General features: G+C 64.8%; 32 protein-coding genes. 4 read left to right on the forward strand and 28 right to left on the reverse strand.

Annotated elements, in window-relative coordinates; genetic code table 11:
• Positions 1 to 269: 269 nt before the first annotated feature.
• The 3 genes from folK to KP010_RS10525 form a co-directional block, all read right to left on the reverse strand.
• Positions 270 to 779 (reverse strand): 2-amino-4-hydroxy-6-hydroxymethyldihydropteridine diphosphokinase, encoded by a 510-nt coding sequence (gene folK / locus KP010_RS10515; RefSeq protein ID WP_142862444.1) that lies wholly within the window; start codon positions 777 to 779, stop codon positions 270 to 272.
• A complete protein-coding gene (folP, locus tag KP010_RS10520) occupies positions 776 to 1,549 on the reverse strand; it encodes a dihydropteroate synthase (protein WP_210244285.1) in 774 nt (257 codons plus the stop codon). The genes folK and folP overlap by 4 nt, the downstream gene beginning before the upstream one ends.
• A gap of 93 nt (positions 1,550 to 1,642) precedes the next feature.
• Positions 1,643 to 2,017, reverse strand: a complete 375-nt coding sequence (locus KP010_RS10525) for a 4a-hydroxytetrahydrobiopterin dehydratase (RefSeq protein ID WP_142862442.1) — start codon at positions 2,015 to 2,017, stop codon at positions 1,643 to 1,645.
• 193 nt (positions 2,018 to 2,210) lie between these two features.
• On the opposite strand from KP010_RS10525, the gene KP010_RS10530 reads away from it, so the two are divergent.
• Positions 2,211 to 3,179, forward strand: coding sequence for a beta-ribofuranosylaminobenzene 5'-phosphate synthase family protein (locus KP010_RS10530; RefSeq protein ID WP_142862441.1), 969 nt, complete (start codon positions 2,211 to 2,213; stop codon positions 3,177 to 3,179).
• Between the two features lie 3 nt (positions 3,180 to 3,182).
• Here KP010_RS10530 and KP010_RS10535 read toward each other — a convergent pair whose 3' ends face one another.
• The gene (locus KP010_RS10535; protein WP_142862440.1) at positions 3,183 to 3,938 is read right to left on the reverse strand and encodes a haloacid dehalogenase type II; all 756 of its coding nucleotides are present in this window, start codon (positions 3,936 to 3,938) and stop codon (positions 3,183 to 3,185) included.
• A gap of 202 nt (positions 3,939 to 4,140) precedes the next feature.
• Between KP010_RS10535 and KP010_RS10540 the strand changes: the two genes are divergently transcribed.
• The gene (locus KP010_RS10540) at positions 4,141 to 5,019 is read left to right on the forward strand and encodes a GyrI-like domain-containing protein (RefSeq protein ID WP_142862439.1); all 879 of its coding nucleotides are present in this window, start codon (positions 4,141 to 4,143) and stop codon (positions 5,017 to 5,019) included.
• Positions 5,020 to 5,207: 188 nt separating this feature from the next.
• Positions 5,208 to 5,909: a phosphatase PAP2 family protein gene (locus tag KP010_RS10545; RefSeq protein ID WP_142862438.1), complete on the forward strand. Its 702-nt coding sequence runs from the start codon at positions 5,208 to 5,210 to the stop codon at positions 5,907 to 5,909.
• A 65-nt stretch (positions 5,910 to 5,974) separates the two neighbouring features.
• Here the strand turns inward: KP010_RS10545 and KP010_RS10550 are convergent, their stop codons facing one another.
• A complete protein-coding gene (locus KP010_RS10550) occupies positions 5,975 to 6,265 on the reverse strand; it encodes a hypothetical protein (protein WP_142862437.1) in 291 nt (96 codons plus the stop codon).
• A gap of 121 nt (positions 6,266 to 6,386) precedes the next feature.
• Between KP010_RS10550 and KP010_RS10555 the strand changes: the two genes are divergently transcribed.
• The gene (locus KP010_RS10555; protein WP_142862436.1) at positions 6,387 to 7,685 is read left to right on the forward strand and encodes a metallophosphoesterase; all 1,299 of its coding nucleotides are present in this window, start codon (positions 6,387 to 6,389) and stop codon (positions 7,683 to 7,685) included.
• A gap of 112 nt (positions 7,686 to 7,797) precedes the next feature.
• On the opposite strand, the gene KP010_RS10560 is transcribed toward KP010_RS10555, so the two are convergent.
• The 23 genes from KP010_RS10560 to rpsJ all read right to left on the reverse strand — a co-directional run bounded on the left by KP010_RS10560 (position 7,798) and on the right by rpsJ (position 19,889).
• Positions 7,798 to 8,379: an adenylate kinase gene (locus tag KP010_RS10560; protein ID WP_142862435.1), complete on the reverse strand. Its 582-nt coding sequence runs from the start codon at positions 8,377 to 8,379 to the stop codon at positions 7,798 to 7,800.
• The gene (secY, locus tag KP010_RS10565; protein WP_108918345.1) at positions 8,376 to 9,710 is read right to left on the reverse strand and encodes a preprotein translocase subunit SecY; all 1,335 of its coding nucleotides are present in this window, start codon (positions 9,708 to 9,710) and stop codon (positions 8,376 to 8,378) included. Before secY ends, KP010_RS10560 begins: the two co-directional genes overlap by 4 nt.
• Positions 9,711 to 10,027: 317 nt before the next feature.
• Positions 10,028 to 10,510: a 50S ribosomal protein L15 gene (gene rplO / locus KP010_RS10570; protein ID WP_142862447.1), complete on the reverse strand. Its 483-nt coding sequence runs from the start codon at positions 10,508 to 10,510 to the stop codon at positions 10,028 to 10,030.
• 14 nt (positions 10,511 to 10,524) lie between these two features.
• Positions 10,525 to 10,713 (reverse strand): 50S ribosomal protein L30, encoded by a 189-nt coding sequence (gene rpmD / locus KP010_RS10575; protein WP_108918346.1) that lies wholly within the window; start codon positions 10,711 to 10,713, stop codon positions 10,525 to 10,527.
• Between the two features lie 14 nt (positions 10,714 to 10,727).
• Positions 10,728 to 11,300, reverse strand: coding sequence for a 30S ribosomal protein S5 (rpsE, locus tag KP010_RS10580; protein ID WP_018266623.1), 573 nt, complete (start codon positions 11,298 to 11,300; stop codon positions 10,728 to 10,730).
• A 222-nt stretch (positions 11,301 to 11,522) separates the two neighbouring features.
• Positions 11,523 to 11,885, reverse strand: a complete 363-nt coding sequence (gene rplR / locus KP010_RS10585; protein ID WP_108918347.1) for a 50S ribosomal protein L18 — start codon at positions 11,883 to 11,885, stop codon at positions 11,523 to 11,525.
• An 11-nt stretch (positions 11,886 to 11,896) separates the two neighbouring features.
• Positions 11,897 to 12,430 carry a 50S ribosomal protein L6 gene (gene rplF / locus KP010_RS10590; protein WP_142862434.1) on the reverse strand — a complete coding sequence of 178 codons (534 nt, stop codon included), beginning with the start codon at positions 12,428 to 12,430 and terminating at the stop codon, positions 11,897 to 11,899.
• Positions 12,431 to 12,465: 35 nt separating this feature from the next.
• Positions 12,466 to 12,864, reverse strand: coding sequence for a 30S ribosomal protein S8 (gene rpsH, locus KP010_RS10595; RefSeq protein WP_018266626.1), 399 nt, complete (start codon positions 12,862 to 12,864; stop codon positions 12,466 to 12,468).
• Between the two features lie 12 nt (positions 12,865 to 12,876).
• The gene (gene rpsN, locus KP010_RS10600; protein ID WP_003613528.1) at positions 12,877 to 13,182 is read right to left on the reverse strand and encodes a 30S ribosomal protein S14; all 306 of its coding nucleotides are present in this window, start codon (positions 13,180 to 13,182) and stop codon (positions 12,877 to 12,879) included.
• Between the two features lie 39 nt (positions 13,183 to 13,221).
• On the reverse strand, positions 13,222 to 13,914 hold the full coding sequence (gene rplE, locus KP010_RS10605; protein WP_108918349.1) for a 50S ribosomal protein L5: 693 nt from the start codon (positions 13,912 to 13,914) through the stop codon (positions 13,222 to 13,224).
• Positions 13,907 to 14,224, reverse strand: a complete 318-nt coding sequence (gene rplX / locus KP010_RS10610) for a 50S ribosomal protein L24 (protein ID WP_108918350.1) — start codon at positions 14,222 to 14,224, stop codon at positions 13,907 to 13,909. Before rplX ends, rplE begins: the two co-directional genes overlap by 8 nt.
• Complete coding sequence (gene rplN, locus KP010_RS10615; protein WP_018266630.1) at positions 14,224 to 14,592, reverse strand: 50S ribosomal protein L14; 369 nt, start codon at positions 14,590 to 14,592, stop codon at positions 14,224 to 14,226. Before rplN ends, rplX begins: the two co-directional genes overlap by 1 nt.
• Before the next feature lie 87 nt (positions 14,593 to 14,679).
• Positions 14,680 to 14,922, reverse strand: a complete 243-nt coding sequence (rpsQ, locus tag KP010_RS10620; protein WP_018266631.1) for a 30S ribosomal protein S17 — start codon at positions 14,920 to 14,922, stop codon at positions 14,680 to 14,682.
• Positions 14,923 to 14,932: 10 nt separating this feature from the next.
• The gene (gene rpmC, locus KP010_RS10625; RefSeq protein ID WP_108918351.1) at positions 14,933 to 15,148 is read right to left on the reverse strand and encodes a 50S ribosomal protein L29; all 216 of its coding nucleotides are present in this window, start codon (positions 15,146 to 15,148) and stop codon (positions 14,933 to 14,935) included.
• An 11-nt stretch (positions 15,149 to 15,159) separates the two neighbouring features.
• Positions 15,160 to 15,573: a 50S ribosomal protein L16 gene (rplP, locus tag KP010_RS10630; protein ID WP_018266633.1), complete on the reverse strand. Its 414-nt coding sequence runs from the start codon at positions 15,571 to 15,573 to the stop codon at positions 15,160 to 15,162.
• A gap of 18 nt (positions 15,574 to 15,591) precedes the next feature.
• Entirely contained in the window at positions 15,592 to 16,335 is a 744-nt protein-coding gene (gene rpsC, locus KP010_RS10635; protein WP_108918352.1) for a 30S ribosomal protein S3, read from the reverse strand.
• A 12-nt stretch (positions 16,336 to 16,347) separates the two neighbouring features.
• Positions 16,348 to 16,734 (reverse strand): 50S ribosomal protein L22, encoded by a 387-nt coding sequence (rplV, locus tag KP010_RS10640; protein ID WP_018266635.1) that lies wholly within the window; start codon positions 16,732 to 16,734, stop codon positions 16,348 to 16,350.
• Positions 16,735 to 16,739: 5 nt separating this feature from the next.
• Positions 16,740 to 17,018, reverse strand: a complete 279-nt coding sequence (gene rpsS, locus KP010_RS10645; protein WP_142862433.1) for a 30S ribosomal protein S19 — start codon at positions 17,016 to 17,018, stop codon at positions 16,740 to 16,742.
• 3 nt (positions 17,019 to 17,021) lie between these two features.
• Positions 17,022 to 17,861: a 50S ribosomal protein L2 gene (gene rplB, locus KP010_RS10650; protein WP_142862432.1), complete on the reverse strand. Its 840-nt coding sequence runs from the start codon at positions 17,859 to 17,861 to the stop codon at positions 17,022 to 17,024.
• A gap of 22 nt (positions 17,862 to 17,883) precedes the next feature.
• Complete coding sequence (locus tag KP010_RS10655; RefSeq protein WP_024881009.1) at positions 17,884 to 18,180, reverse strand: 50S ribosomal protein L23; 297 nt, start codon at positions 18,178 to 18,180, stop codon at positions 17,884 to 17,886.
• Positions 18,177 to 18,797, reverse strand: a complete 621-nt coding sequence (gene rplD, locus KP010_RS10660; protein WP_108918365.1) for a 50S ribosomal protein L4 — start codon at positions 18,795 to 18,797, stop codon at positions 18,177 to 18,179. The genes KP010_RS10655 and rplD overlap by 4 nt, the downstream gene beginning before the upstream one ends.
• A 6-nt stretch (positions 18,798 to 18,803) precedes the next feature.
• A complete protein-coding gene (gene rplC, locus KP010_RS10665; protein WP_108918366.1) occupies positions 18,804 to 19,517 on the reverse strand; it encodes a 50S ribosomal protein L3 in 714 nt (237 codons plus the stop codon).
• A gap of 63 nt (positions 19,518 to 19,580) precedes the next feature.
• Positions 19,581 to 19,889 (reverse strand): 30S ribosomal protein S10, encoded by a 309-nt coding sequence (gene rpsJ, locus KP010_RS10670; RefSeq protein WP_003613511.1) that lies wholly within the window; start codon positions 19,887 to 19,889, stop codon positions 19,581 to 19,583.
• Positions 19,890 to 19,898: the final 9 nt, after the last annotated feature.

Consider the following 19,898-nt stretch of genomic DNA (forward strand, 5'->3'; position numbering starts at 1 on the left):
CGAGCCGCAACCATTTCCGTTCCGCTGCCTAATGACAATATCCAATAGGGTGGGTTATGTCAGTCTATTGAATGGTCACAAAAAGTTTTTAGGGCAGGCACGGCCCCGGATAAGTGAGCCATATACCTACCCATAAGCGCATTGATAGAAATTTTCTATGAATCTATATATTATTTTTTATCAGTAGCTTATGCGGTATTTTCGATCCCCTTATCGACCCCCGCCCATATGGACCATATCACCACCTCTTCGGACTGTGGCGTCATAGCTCATCGGGGGTTGGTGGACTTTTCCTCCCAGATTCCGATCCCATCCGCGACGACCTCGGCGGCGGCCTGCGCCACCGACACGCCGTCGAGCGTCAGATCGCCGCCGATCTCGGCCAGCGGCTTCAGCACGAACGCTCGCGCGAACAGCTCCTTATGCGGCAAGGTGAGTTCCGGATCGTCCATTGTGTGATCGCCGAAAAACAGAATGTCGACATCGATGAGCCGCGGCCCCCAACGCCGCGTCGGCGTGCGGCCCATATCGGCCTCTATGGTCTTGACCGCGGCCAGAAGCTCATAGGGCGACAGGCTGGTCCAGCCGAGCGCGCAGGCGTTGGCGAAATCGCCCTGATCGACATCTCCCCAGGGCGGCGTTCGATAGAGGCGGGAGACAGCGTCGAGACGAGCGATTCCGCGCTCCCCGATCAATGCGATCGCCCGCCTTATATTGGCCGGCCGGTCGCCGAGATTGCTGCCCAAACCAAAGCCGACTCTCGTCTCGACCGTCGTCATAGGCGTCCTTTTCCCTGTGTCAGAGTGTCGAGCACGGCGAAGGCCGCTCTGTGCTCGGCGGCGTCATGGACACGGAAAATCCGCGCGCCATTCATCGCCGCGATGAGATTGGCCGCCACTGTGGCGATGAGGCGCGCATCGACCTCGGCGCCGAGCAGCGCGCCGAAGAGGCGCTTCCGCGACACGCCGATCAGCACCGGCCGCCCGAATCGCATGAGCTGCGGAACCGCGCGCAGAGCCTCGAAATCCTGCTCCCGCGTCTTGCCGAAGCCGACGCCGGGGTCGAGAATCACGCGGGATTCGGGCACGCCCGCCGCGGCCGCTATCTCCAGCGACCGCTCGAAAAAGCCGAGCATGTCGGCGACGATGTCGATCTGTGGCGCGACCTCGGCGCGATTATGCATGGCGACGACGCCCGCGCCGGCCTCGGCGACCGCCGGGGCCATATCGGGATCGCGCTGCAAACCCCAGATATCGTTCACGATCGTGACGCCGGCCGCGAGCGCGCGGCGCGCCGTCTGCGCCTTATAAGTATCGATCGAGACGGGAACGCCGCATTGCGACACGAGGGCTCGCAACAACGGCTCGAGCCGCGCCCACTCCTCCTCCGCCGTCAGGGGCGTATGGCCCGGCCGCGTCGATTCGGCCCCGACATCGACGATATCGGCGCCCTCTTCGGCGAGCTTCTTGGCCTGCGCCAGCGCCGCCTCGGGCGAAAAGAAGCGGCCGCCGTCGGAAAAGGAATCGGGCGTCACATTGACGATGCCCATGATGACCGGCCGCGCCGCGACGAGCGAAAAGAACCGCTCGCGCGACGATTCTATCGTCGTCGTCACTCTCGTCTCCAGTAGATCGTGTCTCGATCAGTCGTATTTGATATAGGCGAAGCGCTGGTCGGTCTCGGGCGTTCCCTCGAGCGCGCCGCCCTCTTCGCCCGGACGCCAGCAGACGACCTCCTCGATCTTGTGGGCGAGCGCGAAATCCTTGTCGGTCACGCCCTTGGCCGTATGGGTCATCAGCTTCACTTCGACAAAAGCGTAGGAAGCGGCGATATCGGGATGGTGCCAGGCGGCCTCGGCGAGATGGCCGACCGTATTGACGACCATCAGCGTGCCTTTCCAGCCATGAGTCTTGTATTTGCGGCGAATCCAGCCGTTCTCGAACCGCCAATGCGGCAGCTCGGCGGCGAGCCTGGCGGTGATCTCTTCTTGCGAATAGCTGCGCTCCTCGGCGGCCATGACATCCCCCTCTCTCGCTCGCCCGGAGGAGTTCTCCAAACGGGCTCCCCTTCAGACGGGCTCTTGCCTTCGCGCGCGCGGCGCCTTACTCGGCCTAGACGAATATGCGCGCGCCCCGTCGACGCCGGCGTGAAACCGCGCCGGGAAGCGAGATATAGCGGATATTCCGCGTAAAGTCCGAAAATGAGGCTCCATGCCGATCAGCGTGAGCGTCGTCGCCGCGGCGAGATTGCATCTCGGCTTCCTGGACATGAATGGTGCGCTCGGCCGCAAATTCGGCGGGCTCGGCCTCTCCATAGACGCGCCGGCGACGCGGCTGACGCTGCGGCCCGCGGAAAAGATGGAGGCTTTCGGTCCGGACGCCGAACGCGCCCTCGCTCTGCTCGAGAAGGCGGGCGCCGCGCTCGCGCCCGGCAAGCGCTATCGTCTGGCGATCGAGCGGGCGATTCCTCCCCATTCGGGTCTCGGCTCCGGCACGCAGCTCGCGCTGGCCATCGGCGCCGCGCTGCGCCGCATCGAAGATCTGCCGCAGGATGTGGAGGCGGACGCCGCCCTTTTGCAACGCGGCGCCCGCTCCGGCCTCGGGGCGGGGCTGTTCACGCGCGGCGGTCTCGTGGTCGATGGCGGCCGCGGCGCCGAGACGACGACTCCGCCGATCGTCTCCCGCCTCGCCTTTCCCGAGGAGTGGCGCATTCTGCTCGTCTCCGACCCGGGCTCGATCGGCCTGCACGGCGCCGCGGAGCGCAAGGCCTTCGCAGAGCTGCCGCCGCTGTCGGAGGAGAACGCCGGGCGATTGTGCCGACTGGTGCTGATGCAGGCGCTGCCCGCCGTGGCGGAAAGAAATTTCGCCGCTTTCGGCGCGGCCATCGCCGCGATTCAGGCGATCGTCGGGGATTATTTCGCGCCGGCGCAGGGTGGGCGGCGCTTCACCAGCGCCGCGGTCGAGAGGCTGCTGGCGCGGCTGGCGGACGCCGGCGCGGCCGGCCTCGGCCAGACGTCCTGGGGACCGACCGGCTTCGCCTTCGCGCCCAATGAGGCCGAGGCGCGCCGGCTGGAGGCTCTGGCGCGCTCCGAGGCCGAGGCGAGCGGCTTGACGCTCGCCGTCGTCGCCGGCGCGGATCGGGGCGCGCGCATAGACGCGGTCTATGCAAAGATCGCCTGAGCCTCACGAACGGCCCAGAACCAGCTCCAGCAGCCCTTTCATATCCGACGCGACCGCATCCGGCGTGACGCCGAGTTTTTCCGCCGGCAGGCCGAAGCGGTTCACCCAAATGGTCGGATAGCCGAAGGCCTTGGCCCCATAGGCGTCCCAGCCGCCGAAAGCGGCGAAGAGAATCTCCTCCTTGGCGAGCTTCAGCCGCTGCGGGCCCAGCGCATAGGCCGCAGGATCGGGCTTGAAGGTCTTATTGACCTCCGTGCTCAACAATTCCTCGAAATAGCCGGCGAGGCCGGCGCGCTCCGCATTGGCCTGCAACATTCTACCGCTGAAATTCGCCAGTGTGACGATGCGCACGCCCGCGGCTTTGAGCCGGCGCAACGCGTCCAGCGTATCCGGCCAGGGGCCGAGCGTCAGATAGGCGTTCATGAGGCGCTCGCGCTTTTCCGGCGGAAGATCGAGCTTCATCGCCTGCGCCGCAAAAGCGAGCGCGTCGCCCGTCACCTCGAAGAAATCTGCGTGGCGGCCGGTGAGCGAGCGCAAGAAGCAATATTCGAACTGCTTGGCGCGCCAGAGCTTCGTGAATTCCGCGCCTTTGCCGGGAAAGGCGGCCTCGACCGCCGGAACGACAGAATTGGCGTCGAAGAGCACGAAAAAATCGAAAGCGACCGCTTTATAGCGCGGCGCCGTCGGGGTCTCGGCGCGCGCCAGCCCCGAGGAGGCCGCGAAGACGAGAAAGAGCAGAACGATTTTGACGAACTTCATGACCTGTTCTCCGCAAATCGGCGCACGGGCGCGGACCCGCCCGTCTTCCCCTCATAGGAGAACGCCCTACGCCGCAGCGTGACATTCGAGGATCGCCTGTCTCGCGTTTCATCCTCGAGAAAAAAATTGCTCGCGAGACAGCAAGATCGGTCGAGCGCGCCGGCGCGGCGCGCTCCAAGAAGAGAGCGCCACGGAGGAAACGATGACGAAGACGGCGCTCGAGAATTATCAGGCCCGGATGCGGCGCGTGCTGGATCATATCGATCGGCATCTCGACGAAAATCTGAGCCTCGACATTCTCAGCGGCGTTGCGGCTTTCTCGAAACATCATTTCCACCGGCAGTTCGGCGCGACTTTCGGCATGTCGGCGCATCGCTATGTCCAGCTCGCCCGCATGAAGCGGGCCTCCTATCGGCTGGCCTTTCGCCACGACGCCAATGTGACGGAAATCGCGCTCGACGCCGGCTATGAGGCGCCGGACGCTTTCGCCCGCGCCTTTCGGGAATGCGTCGGGCAGGCGCCTTCGGCCTTCCGCAAATCTCCCGATTGGGAGTCGTGGCTCGCGGCCTTGGAGCCGCTGGACCGTGTCAGGAGCGCGAAGATGACCTATTCTCTGAACGATGTGACCGTGAGAGAGTTTCCCGCGACGCCCGTCGCCATTCTGACCCATAGAGGCGATCCGGGCCGAGTCTATGAGACGGTGCGGCGCTTCATCGACTGGCGCAGAGCCGCGGGGCTCGGCCGCGAGATCGCCGCGACATTCACGACCTTTCCCTGCGACCCGCGCACAACGCCGCTGGAAGAGTTTCGCCTCGACCTCTGCGCCGCCACAAATCGCCCGATAGAGGCCAATGCGCTCGGCGTGACCGCCGGGCTGCTGCCGGGCGGACGTTGCGCGGTTCTGCGCGTCATCGGCTCCAGCGAGAATCTGGAACGGCCGGCGCTCTTCCTCTATCGCGACTGGCTGCCGGCGAGCGGCGAAGAGCCGCGCGATTTTCCGCTGTTCTGCCAGCGGATCGGCTTTTATCCCGATGCGCCGGAGCATGAGACGATCACCGATCTGTTCCTGCCGATCATCTGACGCCGCGTCCGGCTCATTCCGACGACCGCCGTCGCGAGGCTCGTCCGCGCGCGGCCGCTCGATGGAAAGCCGCGCGCCGTCATCGCGCCGAAACGAAATTTCGGCTAGAAAGCTCCGACCCGAGCGCGCGGCCGGGCGGCCCCGCGATCGCGCGCGACATGCAATGACGGCCGCCGGAACCCGCTCGAATGAAGACGACAGCCGCGACGATCATCCTTCTCGCCCTGCTCTGCGCGCCAGCCGCCGCGCGGGAGGGCTTCGTCACGCCGGAACAGAGCCATCCTCTCGCGATACTCCCCACGCCGCCCGCGCCGCATTCCGCGACGAGCGACGCCGAGCTCGCCGAATTGCATCGCATCGAAAGCGTGCGAACGGCCGAGCAGGTCGCGAGCGCCCAGGCCGATGACGAGAACCAGACGATCTTCCTGTTCAAAACCGTCTTCGGTGAAAAATTCAGCAAGGAGAATTTGCCGGCGGTGGCGGCGCTGGGCGCGCGGCTGAAGGCGGACGAATCGGCCAATACGGGCGCCGCCAAGGAGGCGTTCCGTCGCATCCGACCCTATAATGTCGACAAGACGCTGCATCCGGTCTGCAAGACCAAGACGAAGGACGATTCCTATCCGAGCGGCCACACGACCGTCGGCTATCTGATGGGTCTGGCGCTGATCGACATAGCGCCCGAGCGACGCGACGAAATTCTCGCGCGGGCGGAGGCTTACGGCCATAATCGTCTCGTCTGCGGCGTGCATTTCCCGAGCGATGTGGCGGCGGCGCGGCTCGTCGCCTATGCCGTCCACGCGATCATGGAGCTCGATCCGAGCTATCAAAAAGAGGTGGCGGCGGCTCGCGCCGAGCTGCGCGGCGCGCTCGGCCTCGCGGCGGCGCATTGAGGCCGCCGGACACGACCGCACAAAAACAGTGGACGCGAAGCGCGCAGCTCCGCGTCCTTTCTCATTCAGTAATTGTAATAGGCGACGCAGACGCGATTGCCGTAATAATCCCAGCCCCAGCGGGCGCATCGCTGCGGCGGGGCGGTCGCCGCGCCGACGACGGCGCCGGTCGCCGCGCCGATCGCCGCGCCTGCCAGCGTGCCGCCCGCGCGGCCGCCGGAGGCCGCGGCGCCGATCGCCGCTCCGCCCGCGCCGCCGATGAGGGCGCCGCCCGCGGCGCGTTCGCCGGGCGTATTGCAGCCGGCGAGCGGCGCGGCCATGGCCAACGCCGCCGCCAGAACCAAAATCTTCTTCATGGAGTGTCCCTTCCCCCGTGTGAGCCCATGCGAGGCGCCCGGCCCGCGGCGAATTCGTCAAAACACGACGCGCGATTCGCAGCAGCCGAGCCCGAGACAACTTTCGGAAACCGGCGAAAAGATGACACCTATCGACGCAAATCCCTATAAATCCCACATTTTCGTCGCGGCTCGCGGACTCGCTACAAAAATGCTGGTCATGCCCGGCCTCGCGCTCGCCTTTTTGTCATGGGTCGAGCCAGCGCGCGCCGGCGATTCCTACCGCTGGCTGCAAGCGACGACCCGCGGCTGGCAGGCCCGCGCCATCACGCAGACCGACGCCTGTCCGAGCGCAGAGATCGACGGACGCCCTGTCGCAATGACGCCGCGCGCCCGAGCGGGCGAAGGTTTCCCCATCGTCATTTGCGCGGTGGATGTGCCGAAAGGCGCGAAAAGCCTCGCCATAGACGGCGCGCCATTGGCCCCGCCCCCGGCCCGCGTGGACAGGATTCTCGTGTTCGGCGACACCGGCTGCCGGCTCAAAGGCATATTTCTACAGGACTGCAATTCGATCCGCGCCTGGCCCTTTCGCCTCACGGCGGATATAGCCGCCGAATTCGCGCCCGATCTCGTCATCCATGTCGGAGACTATCACTATCGCGAAAGCGCCTGTCCGCCGGGAATGAAGGGCTGCGCCGGCTCGCCGCATGGCGACAATTGGGAGACGTGGAAAGCCGATTTCTTCGACCCCGGCGCCGCTCTGCTGCGCGCCGCCCCCTGGGCGATGGTCCGAGGCAATCACGAGATATGCAAGCGCGCCGGCGAAGGATGGACCCGCGCCTTGTCGCCGCTGCCGCCGGCGGAAGACGCGAAATGCGCCGAACGCGAGCCGGCCTATCGCGTCGACATCGACGATCCGACGTTGTTCATCCTCGACACGACAGAGGCGGAGGAACGAACCGTCGTCGGCGAGCAGGCGGCCTTTCTGCGCACGCAGCTCGCCGTCGCGAAGAATGTTCCCGGCCCCGTCTGGTATGCGTTTCACAAGCCGATATTTTCGCTGTTCCGCTCGCGGCTCGGCGAGACTCTCGGCGTCAACGAGACGCTGGCCGCCGCCGCTCACGACACGCTGCCGGCGAATGTTCGAGCGATACTATCGGGTCATCTGCACGCCTTCGAAGCCATCGGCTTTCGTGACGATCGGCCGGCGCAATTCGTCGTCGGCGTCGGCGGCACGGCGATGGATCCGCATATTCCAGACCGTTTCGATGGCGCGACGATCGGCGAGGCCACAGTCGAGCACGGCCGCGGGATCGCCGCCAAATTCGGCTTTGCGATCTTCGAGCGCGGGGAAGGCGAATGGATCGTCACCAATTACGACGCCCATGCGGCGCCGCTGCTGCGCTGCCATTTGCGCGGGCGCAAGCTCGATTGCGAGTGACGCGACGTCGGCTGCGTCGCCGCGCTCCGCCGTCGACGCAGTTCCCAAAGAGGCGCCCTTCTGGTCTTCGCGGCTTCCGCGACCACGAAGATAACGAAGGACGGGCCCGAGCTCAGCGCGTCAGAGCTTGCTCGATCGCGACGCTGACTGCGTCGACCGGCGCCATGCCGTCCACCTGTTTCAGCTCGCCTTTGCCGGCGTAATAATGCGAAACGGGCGCTGTCTGCGTCCGATAGGCGTCGAGACGCGTCTTGAACGCTTGCGGATTGTCGTCCGCCCGAACGTCGCCGCCGCGCGCCCGCGTCTCGTCGACTCTATTCTGCATACGCGCGAGCAGCGCATTCTCGTCGACGCTGAGCTCGATGACGGCGTCGAGCTTCAGCCCCTCGCGAACGAGCAGATCGTCCAAGGCCTGCGCCTGCGCCACGGTGCGCGGGAAACCATCGAGAATGAAGCCCTTGGCGGCGTCCTTCTCCTTGATGCGCTGACCGATGATGCCGACGACGACAGCGTCGGGCACCAGCGCGCCGCGATCCATGATCTCCTTGGCCTCGAGGCCGATCGGCGTCCTGGCCTCGACGGCGGCGCGCAGCATGTCGCCGGTCGAAAGCTGAGGGATCGCATATTTCGCGACCAGCCGAGCCGATTGCGTGCCCTTGCCCGCGCCCGGCGGTCCGAGCAGAACCAGCCTCATTTGCGTCGCCCGCGTAGCTTCGTCTTACGGATCAGGCCCTCATATTGATGAGCCTGGAGATGACCGTGGATCTGCGCCACCGTATCCATCGTCACGCTCACCACGATGAGCAGCGAGGTGCCGCCGAAATAGAAGGGCAGATTGGCGTAGGAGATCAGCATCTCCGGCAGCAGGCAGATCACCGCGAGATAAGCGGCGCCGAGCACGGTGATGCGCATCAGCACGTCGTCGATGAATTTCGACGTCCGCTCGCCGGGACGAATGCCGGGGATGAAGCCGCCATGCTTCTTGAGATTGTCCGCCGTCTCCGTCGGATTGAAGACGATGGCCGTGTAAAAGAAGGCGAAGAAGACGATCAGCCCGACATAGGACAGCATGTAGAGCGGCCGTCCGTGCCCGAAATAGGCCGAGATGGTCGCAAAAATATTGTCCGTGCCCTGCGTCTGATAAAAATTCGCGATCGTCGTCGGCAGCAGCAGCAGCGAGGAGGCGAAGATCGGCGGAATGACGCCGGCGGTGTTGAGCTTGAGCGGCAGGAAGGACGTCTGGCCCTCATAGACGCGATTGCCGTGCTGGCGTTTCGGATAGGTGATCAGCAATCGCCTCTGCGCTCGCTCCATATAGACTATGAAGGCGATGACGAAGAAGGACATGGCTATCACGCCGAGGATGATTCCGGTCGAAATCGCGCCCTGCTTGCCGAGCTCGAGCGTGCTCAGAACCGCGGCCGGAAAGGCCGCGACAATGCCCGCGAAGATGATCAGCGAGGAGCCGTTGCCGATGCCGCGCGAGGTGATCTGCTCGCCCAGCCACATCAGGAACATGGTGCCGCCGACCAGAGTGACGACGGTTGTGAGGCGGAAGAACAGCCCCGGCTCGGTGACGACGCCCTGCTGCCCCTCGAGGCCGATGGCCATGCCATAGGCCTGGAAGGTCGCCAGAATGACGGTGAGATAGCGCGTATATTGATTGAGGACCTTGCGGCCCTGCTCACCCTCCTTCTTCACCTGCTCGAGCGAGGGAATGACCGTCGTCAGCAGCTGAATGATAATGGAGGCGGAGATATAGGGCATGATGTTCAGCGCGAAGATCGCGCTGCGCTGAACCGCGCCGCCGGCGAACATGTTGAACAGCTCGAGCACGCCCTTCGACTGGCCGAAGAAGCTCTTGGCGAAGGCGTCCGGGTCGATGCCCGGCAACGGCACATAAGTGCCGAGACGATAGACGATCAGCGCGCCGAGCGTGAACCAGATGCGTTTCTTGAGCTCGTCCGCCTTGCTGAAAGCGGAAAAATTGACGTTGGCCGCAAGCTGTTCGGCTGCCGATGCCATGGGCGAGGCTCCCTCGTCGCGCGCCGCGCGGTTTCTTTTAAGCGAGCGTCGAAGCGACGCAGCGCTGCCCGCCGCGACGCCGCGCTCCGTTTTCGGCCAAGCCCTGTCGAAGGGGCCGGACCCGGCGCATGTCTATCGCACGATGTCGGCGAAAAAAAAGTCTAGCCTCTTTTCGCCGGCTCGAACAGGCGACTCCGTATCACGACGGATGGGCGGATCGCCAGTTTTTTGGTCGATACGACTAACTTCGAGGCGGCAAAATACGCCGCCTCGATTTATCGTTCGCTCTTCCCGCGGCGCGCGAGCCGCGCCGCGCCTCAGGCCGAGGCGGGCTCTTCCGCCACGACGAGCAGCTTGATCGAGCCGCCGACGGCCTCGATCGCAGCCAGCGCCGATTTCGAAGCGGCCGCGACCTCGAACGCGAGCTTCGCCTCCAGCTTGCCATTGCCGAGGATCTTCACGCCGTCGCGCGGCTTGGAGATCACGCCGGCGGCGATCAGCGTCTCGAGCGTGACCGGAGTGGCGGCGTCGAGCTTCCCGGCCTCCACAGCCTGCTGAATGCGGCCGAGATTGACCTCATTATAGTCGGTCGAGAAGGGGTTGTAGAAACCGCGCTTCGGCAGACGACGATGCAGCGGCATCTGGCCGCCCTCGAAGCCTTTCACAGCGACGCCAGTGCGGGCTTTTTGACCCTTGACGCCGCGACCCGCGGTCTTGCCCTTGCCGGAGCCGATGCCGCGGCCGACGCGCATACGGTTCTTGCTGGCGCCGGGATTGTCGGAGAGATCGTTGAGCTTCACCATTGTCCCGGCCCTCACTTCTCGTCGACGATTTTGACGAGATGCGCGACTTTCGCGATCATCCCGCGCACGGCGGGCGTGTCCTCGAGCGTGCGACGACGGCCGATGCGGGTGAGGCCGAGGCCCGTCAGCGTCCTACGCTGACGATCCGGACGGCCGGTCGCGCTGCCGGTCTGCTCGATGGTAATCTTCTTCTCGCTCATCGCAAGCCCTCCCCTCAGGCGTCGACGGCTTCGGCCTCGGCGCCCTGACGGCGCGCCTGAAGCGCGGAAACCTTGAGAGAACGGCGCGCCGCGACCGAACGCGGCGAATCCTCGCGCTCGAGCGCGTCGAACGTCGCGCGGATCATGTTGTAGGGATTCGACGAGCCCTGGCTCTTGGCCACGACGTCGTGAACCCCGAGCGTCTCGAACACGGCGCGCATCGGGCCGCCGGCGATGATGCCGGTGCCGGGAGGCGCGGCGCGCAGCACGACGCGGCCCGCGCCATGGCGGCCGTTGACGTCGTGATGCAGCGTGCGGCCTTCGCGCAGCGGCACGCGGATCAGCGCGCGCTTGGCGGCTTCCGTGGCCTTGCGGATCGCTTCCGGCACTTCGCGCGCCTTGCCGTGGCCATAGCCGACGCGGCCTTTCTGATCGCCGACGACGACGAGCGCGGCGAAGCCGAAACGCCGACCGCCCTTCACCACTTTGGCGACGCGGTTGATATGGACCAGACGATCCACGAACTCATTGTCGCGATCGTCCCGATCCCGGTCGCGGCCGCGGCCGCCTTCAGGTTCACGAGCCATTTTCTCTTCCGTCACTTACGCGGCAATATCGCCGCTCGCTTGGGGTCCTTTTCCCTCTCTCGCCTGCGGGAGAGGGTGGCCTCGCGAAGCGAGGTCGGGTGAGGGCCCGCGCCCTTTTTCCGACCAAGTCGCAACGGCCCTCGTCCGTCGCCGCCGAAAGACGGGCGTCTTGCAAACGCCCTATGGCGGCGACACCTTCTCCCGCAGAGCAGGAGAAGGGTTTTAAAACTGCAGGCCGCCCTCGCGGGCGCCCTCGGCCAGCGCCTGCACGCGGCCGTGATAGATATAGGCGCCGCGATCGAACACCACTTCCGTGATACCCTGGGCGACGGCACGCTCCGCGATCTGCTTGCCGACGAGATGCGCCGCTTCCTTGTTGGCGCCCGTCTTCAGCGTCTCGCGATTGGCCTTCTCGAGCGTCGAGGCGGAGACGATGGTCACGCCCTTCTCGTCGTCGATGATCTGCGCATAGATCTGCTCTGAAGAGCGGAACACCGACAGACGCGGGCGGCCATAGGCGCGCGCGCGAATGCTCCGACGGACCCGGGCCTTGCGCCGGGCGGCTGCATTTACGTCCTTTGCCATGGCTCGCGTCCTTACTTCTTCTTGCCTTCCTTGCGGAAGATGAATTCGCCGGCGTATTTCACGCCCTTGCCCTTATAGGGCTCGGGGCCGCGCAACGCACGAATCTCCGCGGCGACCTGACCGACCTGACGCTTGTCGACGCCGGAGATGGTGATCTCCGTCGGCTTGGGCGTCACGATCGCTATGCCGGCCGGGATCGGATAGTTCACGTCGTGCGAATAGCCGAGCGCGAGCTGCAGATTCTTGCCGGCGACCGCGGCGCGATAACCGACGCCGTTGATCTCGAGCTTCTTCTCGAAGCCGCTGGTGACGCCGATCACCAGATTATTCACCTGAGCGCGCGACGTGCCCCACAGAGCGCGAGCGCGCTTGCTGCTCGAGCGCGGGTCGACCTTGATCGAATTGCCGTCCTGAGTCACCGCGACATCGTCGGGAACCCGGAACTGCAGCTCGCCCTTCGCGCCCTTCACCTGGACGAGCTGGCCGTCGACCTTCGCGGTCACGCCGGCCGGCACGATGACGGGCTTCTTGCCGATACGAGACATGGTTGAAGTCCTATCCCAATTCCTGCGAGCCTCGGTCAGAAGACCTTGGCAAGCACCTCGCCGCCGACATTGTTCTCGCGGGCCTTGTGATCGGCCATGACGCCCTTGGGCGTCGACACGATGGTGATGCCGAGGCCATTGGCCACGCGCGGCGTCTTATCGACGCCCGCATAGACCCGGCGGCCCGGACGCGAGACGCGCTCGATCGTCTTGATGACCGGCTCGCCGTCGAAATATTTCAGCTCGATCTCGAACTCGGTGCGGCCATTGCCGAAATCCGTGGTCGTGTAGCCGCGGATGTAGCCTTCTTCCTTCAGCACGTCGAGAACATGGCCGCGCAGGCGCGAGCCCGGCGTCTGGACCTTGTCCTTGCGGCGCATCTGCGCATTGCGGATACGGGTGAGCAGATCGCCCAACGGATCGCTGATCGACATTCGCTCTCTCCCTTACCAGCTGGACTTCACGAGACCGGGGATGAGGCCGCGCGAGCCGAGCTCGCGCAGAGCCACGCGCGACAGCTTCAGCTTGCGATAGAAAGCGCGCGGACGTCCCGAAACCTCGCAGCGATTGCGAATGCGAATCGCCGCGGAATTGCGCGGCAGCTCGGCGAGCTTGAGGCGCGCCTCGAACCGCTCTTCCGCCGTCAACGCCTCGTCATTCGCCTTCGCCTTCAGCCGCTCGCGGCGGCCGGCATAGGCCTTGGCGAGCTTCGCCCTGCGCTTGTTGGTCTCGATCGAACTCTTCTTGGCCATTTTCTATGCCTTCGGTTTCCGCGTTTGAGACTTATCGTCTCACTGCCGGAACGGGAAATTGAACGCGCGCAGGAGCGCGCGCGCCTCGTCGTCCGTCTTCGCCGTCGTCACGACGATGACGTCCATGCCGAGGATCGACTCGGCCTTGTCATAGTCGATCTCGGGAAACACGATATGCTCCTTGATGCCGAGGGCGTAGGAGCCGCGTCCGTCGAAGGACTTGGGATTGAGGCCACGGAAGTCGCGAACGCGCGGCAGCGCGATCGTGATCAGGCGGTCCAGAAATTCATACATGCGCGTCTTGCGCAGCGTGACCTTGGCGCCGATCGGCATGTTCTCGCGGACCTTGAAGGTCGAGATCGCCTTGCGGGCGCGCGTCACCACCGGCTTCTGGCCGGCGATCAGCGCGAGGTCGCCGGCCGCGGCCGTCACCTTCTTGCTGTCGTTGACCGCCTCGCCGACGCCCATGTTCAGCACGATCTTCTCGATCGCCGGCACCTCGAAAGCGTTCTTATAGCCGAACTCTTCCATGAGCTTGGCGCGAACCACTTCCTCATAGTGCTTTTTCAGCCGGACCTCATAGGGTCCCTCGGGAAGCGTCTTCGGTCCGGCGGAACGTCCCTCGCCGTCATGCGACGCCGCGGAGGGAGCGGATTTCGACTTGCCGGCCTTCTTGGCCTCGCCTTCCGCCTTCGGAGCCTTGGCGGCTTTCGGCTTCTTTTCCTCAGCCATCGATCTGTTCTCCGGAACGCTTGGCGATGCGGACCTTGCGGCCGTCATCGAGAGTCTTGAAACCGACGCGCGTCGGCTTGCCGTCCTTGGGATCGGCGATCGCGATGTTGGAGAGGTCGAGCGCCGCCGGCTTGGTGACGATGCCCGCTTCCTGCGTGCGCGTCTGACGTTGATGGCGCTTGACGAGATTGACGCCCTCGACAACGGCGCGACCTTCGGTCGGCAGCACCTGAATCACCTGACCCGAGCGGCCCTTGTCGCGGCCGGTGAGAACGACGACCTTGTCGCCTTTCTTGATTTTCGCGGCCATTACAGCACCTCCGGCGCGAGCGAGATGATCTTCATATGGTTCTTGGCGCGCAGCTCGCGCGGCACGGGTCCGAAGATGCGCGTGCCGATCGGCTCCTTCTGATTGTTGATCAGAACCGCTGCGTTGGAATCGAAGCGGATCACCGAGCCGTCGGCGCGCTTGATGTCCTTGGCCGTGCGCACGACGACCGCCTTGAGCACGTCGCCCTTTTTCACGCGACCGCGAGGAATCGCCTCTTTGATCGAGACGACGATAATGTCGCCGACCCCGGCGTATTTGCGCTTGGAGCCGCCCAGCACCTTGATGCACATGACGCGGCGGGCGCCAGAATTATCGGCGACATCGAGATTTGTCTGCATCTGTATCATGGCTCAACCCGCCTTTCGTCTCGGTCTGGTTTCGGTTCCCCGACTTCGTCCGAGAAAACCATTCCACTCGTCTCGTCTCTTGTGGCCTCAGGCCTTGTCGGCGGCTTCGACCACTCGCCAGCGCTTCAGCCGCGAAATCGGAGCCGTCTCCTCGATCGTGACCTCGTCGCCGACCTTGAAAGTCTGCGCTTCGTCATGCGCATGATAATTTTTCGTGCGACGAACGGTCTTCTTGAACAGCGGATGGGTGAAGCGGCGCTCCACCTTCACGACCACCGTCTTGTTCTGCTTGTCGCTGACGACGACGCCCTGAAGAATTCGCTTCGGCATTGGCGCTCTCTCAACTCTGTTGTTCAGCGCGCTTCTGCGCGGCGATGGATTTGGCGCGGGCGATGTCGCGGCGAACGACGCGCACGCGCGCCGTGTTCTCGAGCTGTCCCGTCGCGCGCTGAAAGCGCAGATTGAACTGCTCTTTCTTCAGCTTCAGCACTTCCTCGTCCAGCAGATCGAGAGAGAGCGCGCGAAGATCGGAGACGCGTTGCTTGTTCGTGCTCATGGTCGCAATCCTCACTCGGCGATGCGTTCGATGAAGCGCGTCTTGATCGGCAGCTTCGCAGCGGCGAGCGTCAGCGCCTCACGCGCGAGCTCGCCGGAGACGCCGTCGACCTCGAACATGATGCGGCCCGGGGCGACGCGCACGGCCCAGAGTTCCGGCGCGCCCTTGCCCTTACCCATGCGCACTTCGGTCGGCTTTTTGGAGACCGGCACATCGGGGAAGATGCGGATCCAGACGCGGCCGGCGCGCTTCATATGGCGCGTCATGGCGCGGCGGGCCGCCTCGATCTGGCGCGCGGTGATGCGCTCCGGCTCGAGAGCCTTGAGGCCGAACTGCCCGAAATTCAGCGAAAAGCCGCCCTTGGCGTTTCCGTGAATGCGGCCTTTGAAGGCCTTGCGGAACCTGGTGCGTTTGGGTTGCAACATGATGTCGAACTCTCGAAATTAGGCCGCGTCGCGCGGCTCGCGCGGCTCGCGACGGCGACGCTCGCCATGATGTTCGCGCTCACCGCCGCCGGCGGCCTGCTCGGCCAGACGCTTGTCCTGCGCCATCGGATCATGCTCGAGGATCTCGCCCTTGAAGATCCAGACCTTGATGCCGCAAGCGCCGTAAGCCGTATGCGCGGTGGCGACGCCATAGTCGACGTCGGCGCGCAGCGTATGCAGCGGCACGCGGCCCTCGCGATACCATTCCAGGCGCGCGATCTCCGCGCCGCCGAGACGGCCCGAGCAATTGATGCGAATGCCCTGCGCTCCGAGGCGAATCGCCGACTGCACGGCGCGCTTCATCGCGCGGCGGAAGGCGACGCGGCGCTCGAGCTGCTGCGCGATCGAATCGGCGACCAGCGTCGCCTCGACCTCGGGCTTGCGCACCTCGACGATGTTGATCACCACTTCGCTGCCGGTGAGCTTGCCGACCAGCTTGCGGATCTTGTCGATATCCGCGCCCTTCTTGCCGATGACCACGCCCGGACGAGCCGAGTGGATGGTCACGCGGCACTTCTTGTGCGGGCGTTCGATGATGATGCGCGACACCGCAGCCTGCTTGAGATTTTTCGTCACCGCGGCGCGAATGGCGAGATCCTCGTGCAGCAGCTTGGCGTATTCGCCCTTGCTCGCGAACCAGCGCGAATCCCAGGTGCGGTTGACGCCGAGGCGCAGCCCGATCGGATTGACCTTCTGACCCATCGTTGGCTCCCTTTAGGCTTTCGCCGGCGTTTCGACTTCGCGGACGATGATCGTCAGATTCGCGAACGGCTTCTCGATGCGGCTCGAGCGGCCACGGGCGCGCGCCGCGAAGCGCCGCATCACCAGCGACTTGCCGACGAAGGCCTGCGCGACGATCAGATCGTCGACGTCGAGACCGTGATTGTTCTCGGCGTTGGCGATGGCGCTCTCCAGGGTCTTCTTGACCTCGTGAGCGATGCGCTTACGCGAGAATTCGAGATCGGCGAGAGCGCGATCGACCTTCTTGCCGCGGATGAGCTGCGCCAGAAGATTGAGCTTCTGCGGGGAGACGCGCAGCGTGTTGGCGACGGCTTTCGCCTCATTGTCGGCCAGCGCGCGCGGATTGCTCGGCTTGGACATGTTCGTCAGCCCCTCTTCGACTTCTTGTCCGCCGCATGACCATGGAAGGTGCGCGTCGGAGAGAATTCGCCGAACTTGTGCCCGATCATGTCTTCGCTGACCGACACGGGCACATGCTTGTGGCCATTGTGCACGCCGAAGGTGAGACCCACGAACTGCGGCAGAATGGTGGAGCGGCGGCTCCAGATCTTGATGATGTCGTTGCGTCCCGAGGCGCGCGCGGTCTCCGCCTTCTTCAGCAGATAGCCGTCGACGAACGGGCCTTTCCAGATAGAGCGAGCCATGGATCAGCCCTTCTTCTTCTTGGCGTGCCGCGAGGACACGATGAATTTGTCGGTCTTCTTGTTCGTGCGGGTCTTCTTGCCCTTGGTCGGCTTGCCCCAGGGCGTGACCGGATGACGGCCGCCCGAGGTGCGGCCTTCGCCGCCGCCGTGCGGATGGTCGACCGGGTTCATGGTGACGCCGCGATTGTGCGGGCGACGGCCGAGCCAGCGCGAACGACCCGCCTTGCCGAGCGAGATGTTCATGTGATCCGGATTCGACACCGCGCCGATGGTCGCGAAGCACTGACCATGAACGAGGCGCTGCTCGCCCGAGTTCAGGCGAAGGATCACATAGCCCTGATCGCGGCCGACGATCTGCGCGTAATTGCCCGCCGAGCGCGCGATCGCGCCACCCTTGCCGATCTTGATCTCGACATTGTGGACGATCGTGCCGACCGGGATATTGCCGATCGGCATGGCGTTGCCGGGCTTCACGTCGACCTGGGCGCCCGACACCACCTCGTCGCCGACCGCAAGACGCTGCGGCGCGAGAATGTAGGACAGCTCGTCATCCGCATAACGGATGAGCGCGATGAAGGCCGTGCGGTTCGGATCATATTCGATCCGCTCCACCTTGCCGACGACATCGAGCTTGCGACGCTTGAAGTCGACGAGGCGATAGGCCTGCTTGTGGCCGCCGCCGCGGAAGCGCACGGTCACGCGGCCGTTATTGTTGCGGCCGCCCTTGGACGTCTTGCCCTCGGTCAGGGTTTTGACGGGCTTGCCCTTGTGGAGACCGCTACGGTCGACGATGACGAGCTGGCGAAGGCTCGGCGTGACCGGCTTGAATGTCTTCAGCGCCATGGTTTTGTCCTCGAGCCTGCCTTTAGAGTCCCGTCGTCACGTCGATCTTATGGCCTTCGGCCAGCGTGACGACCGCCTTCTTCACATCCGACTGGCGGCCGCGCACGCCCTTGAAGGCGCGCAGCTTGCCCTTGCGCAGCAGCGTGTTGACGGCCTCGACCTTCACGTCGAACAAGCCTTCCACCGCCGCCTTGATCTGCGGCTTGGTGGCGGTCTTGGCGACATTGAAGACCACTTTGTTCTGCTCCGAAGCGATCGTCGCCTTCTCGGTGATGACCGGGGAGACGATCACGTCGTAATGGCGCACATCCTTGCTCATTTCAGGCGCGCCTCCAGCGCATCGACCGCGGCGCGGGTGAGCACGAGCTTCTCACGGCGCAGAATGTCGTAGACGTTGACGCCCTGGACCGGCAGCACGTCGATCCGCGGCAGATTGCGAGCCGCCAGCGCGAAATTCACCTGCGGCTCGGCGCCGTCGATGATGAGCGCGCTCGAGAGCCCGGTCTTGTCGAAACCGGCTTTCAACAGCTTCGTCCGGGGCTCGGCCAGATCGGCGTTCTCCCAAATGACGATCGCCCCATCCTTGGCCTTGGCTGAGAGCGCGTGCTTCAGAGCGAGGACGCGCACCTTCTTGGGCAGATCGTGCTCATGACTGCGCACCACCGGACCGAAGGCGCGGCCGCCGCCGATGAATTGCGGCGCGCGCCGCGATCCGTGACGAGCGCCGCCCGTGCCCTTCTGCTTGTGCAGCTTCTTGCCGGTGCGGGCGATGTCGGCGCGGTTCTTCACCGCATGGGTGCCGGCGCGCCGCTTGGCGAGCTGCCAGCGGATCATGCGGAAGATGAGATCCTGGCGCGGTTCGAGCCCGAAAATCTCGTCCGCCAGCTCGATCGAGCCGGCTTCCTGGCCGTCGTACGACGTGACGCTGATCTGCACCACGGCTCAGTCCTCCTTCTTGTCTTCTTGCGCGGCGGGAGCTTCCGCCAGACGATATTTGCCGGGCTGCGGCGCCTCGGCCGGCAGCGCCCGCTTCACCGCGTCGCGCACAAAAATCCAGCCGCCGGCATGTCCGGGCACGGAGCCCTCGACCAGCAGCAGGCCGCGCTCGACATCGGTCTGCACGACCCGCAAATTCTGCGTGGTCACGCGGTCGACGCCCATATGGCCGGCCATTTTCTTGTTCTTGAAGGTCTTGCCGGGGTCCTGACGACCGCCGGTCGAACCATGCGAGCGATGCGACACCGACACGCCGTGGGTGGCGCGCAGACCGCCGAAGTTCCAACGCTTCATCGGGCCGGCGAAACCCTTGCCGATCGTCGTGCCGGTCACGTCGACGAATTGGCCGACGACGAAATGATCGGCCGTGATCTCGGCGCCGACGGGAAGCAGCTCCGTCTCCGCGACGCGAAACTCGGCGAGCTTGAGCTTCGGCTCGACCTTGGCGACGGCGAAGCGGCCGCGCTCGGCCTTGGAGACGTTCTTCACCTTGGCGCGGCCGATGCCGAGCTGCACGGCGGTGTAGCCGTTCTGCTCCATGGTCCGATGGGCGACGACTTGGCAGCCGTCGAGCTTCAGCACCGTGACCGGCACATGCTCGCCCGCTTCGGTGAAGACGCGGGTCATTCCGACCTTTTGCGCGATGACGCCAGACCGCATGATCTCTTCCTTCGAAAGGCGCATCGCTCTACTGGCGAGAGGCGCCCGGTTCATTTCTGTTCTTTAGAGCTTGATTTCGACGTCGACGCCGGCGGCGAGGTCGAGCTTCATCAGCGCGTCCACGGTTTGCGGGGTCGGATCGACGATATCGAGCACGCGCTTGTGAGTCCTGATCTCGAACTGCTCACGCGATTTCTTGTCGATGTGCGGCGAGCGGTTCACCGTGAACTTCTCGATCTTGGTCGGCAGCGGGATCGGACCGCGCACCTGAGCGCCCGTGCGCTTGGCGGTGGAGACGATCTCTTTCGTCGACGTATCGAGAATCCGGTGATCGAACGCCTTGAGGCGAATCCGGATATTCTGTCCGTTCATCAGCGTCTT

The organism is Methylosinus sp. KRF6, from assembly GCF_018887255.1.
Classification (GTDB): Bacteria; Pseudomonadota; Alphaproteobacteria; order Rhizobiales; family Beijerinckiaceae; genus Methylosinus; species Methylosinus sporium.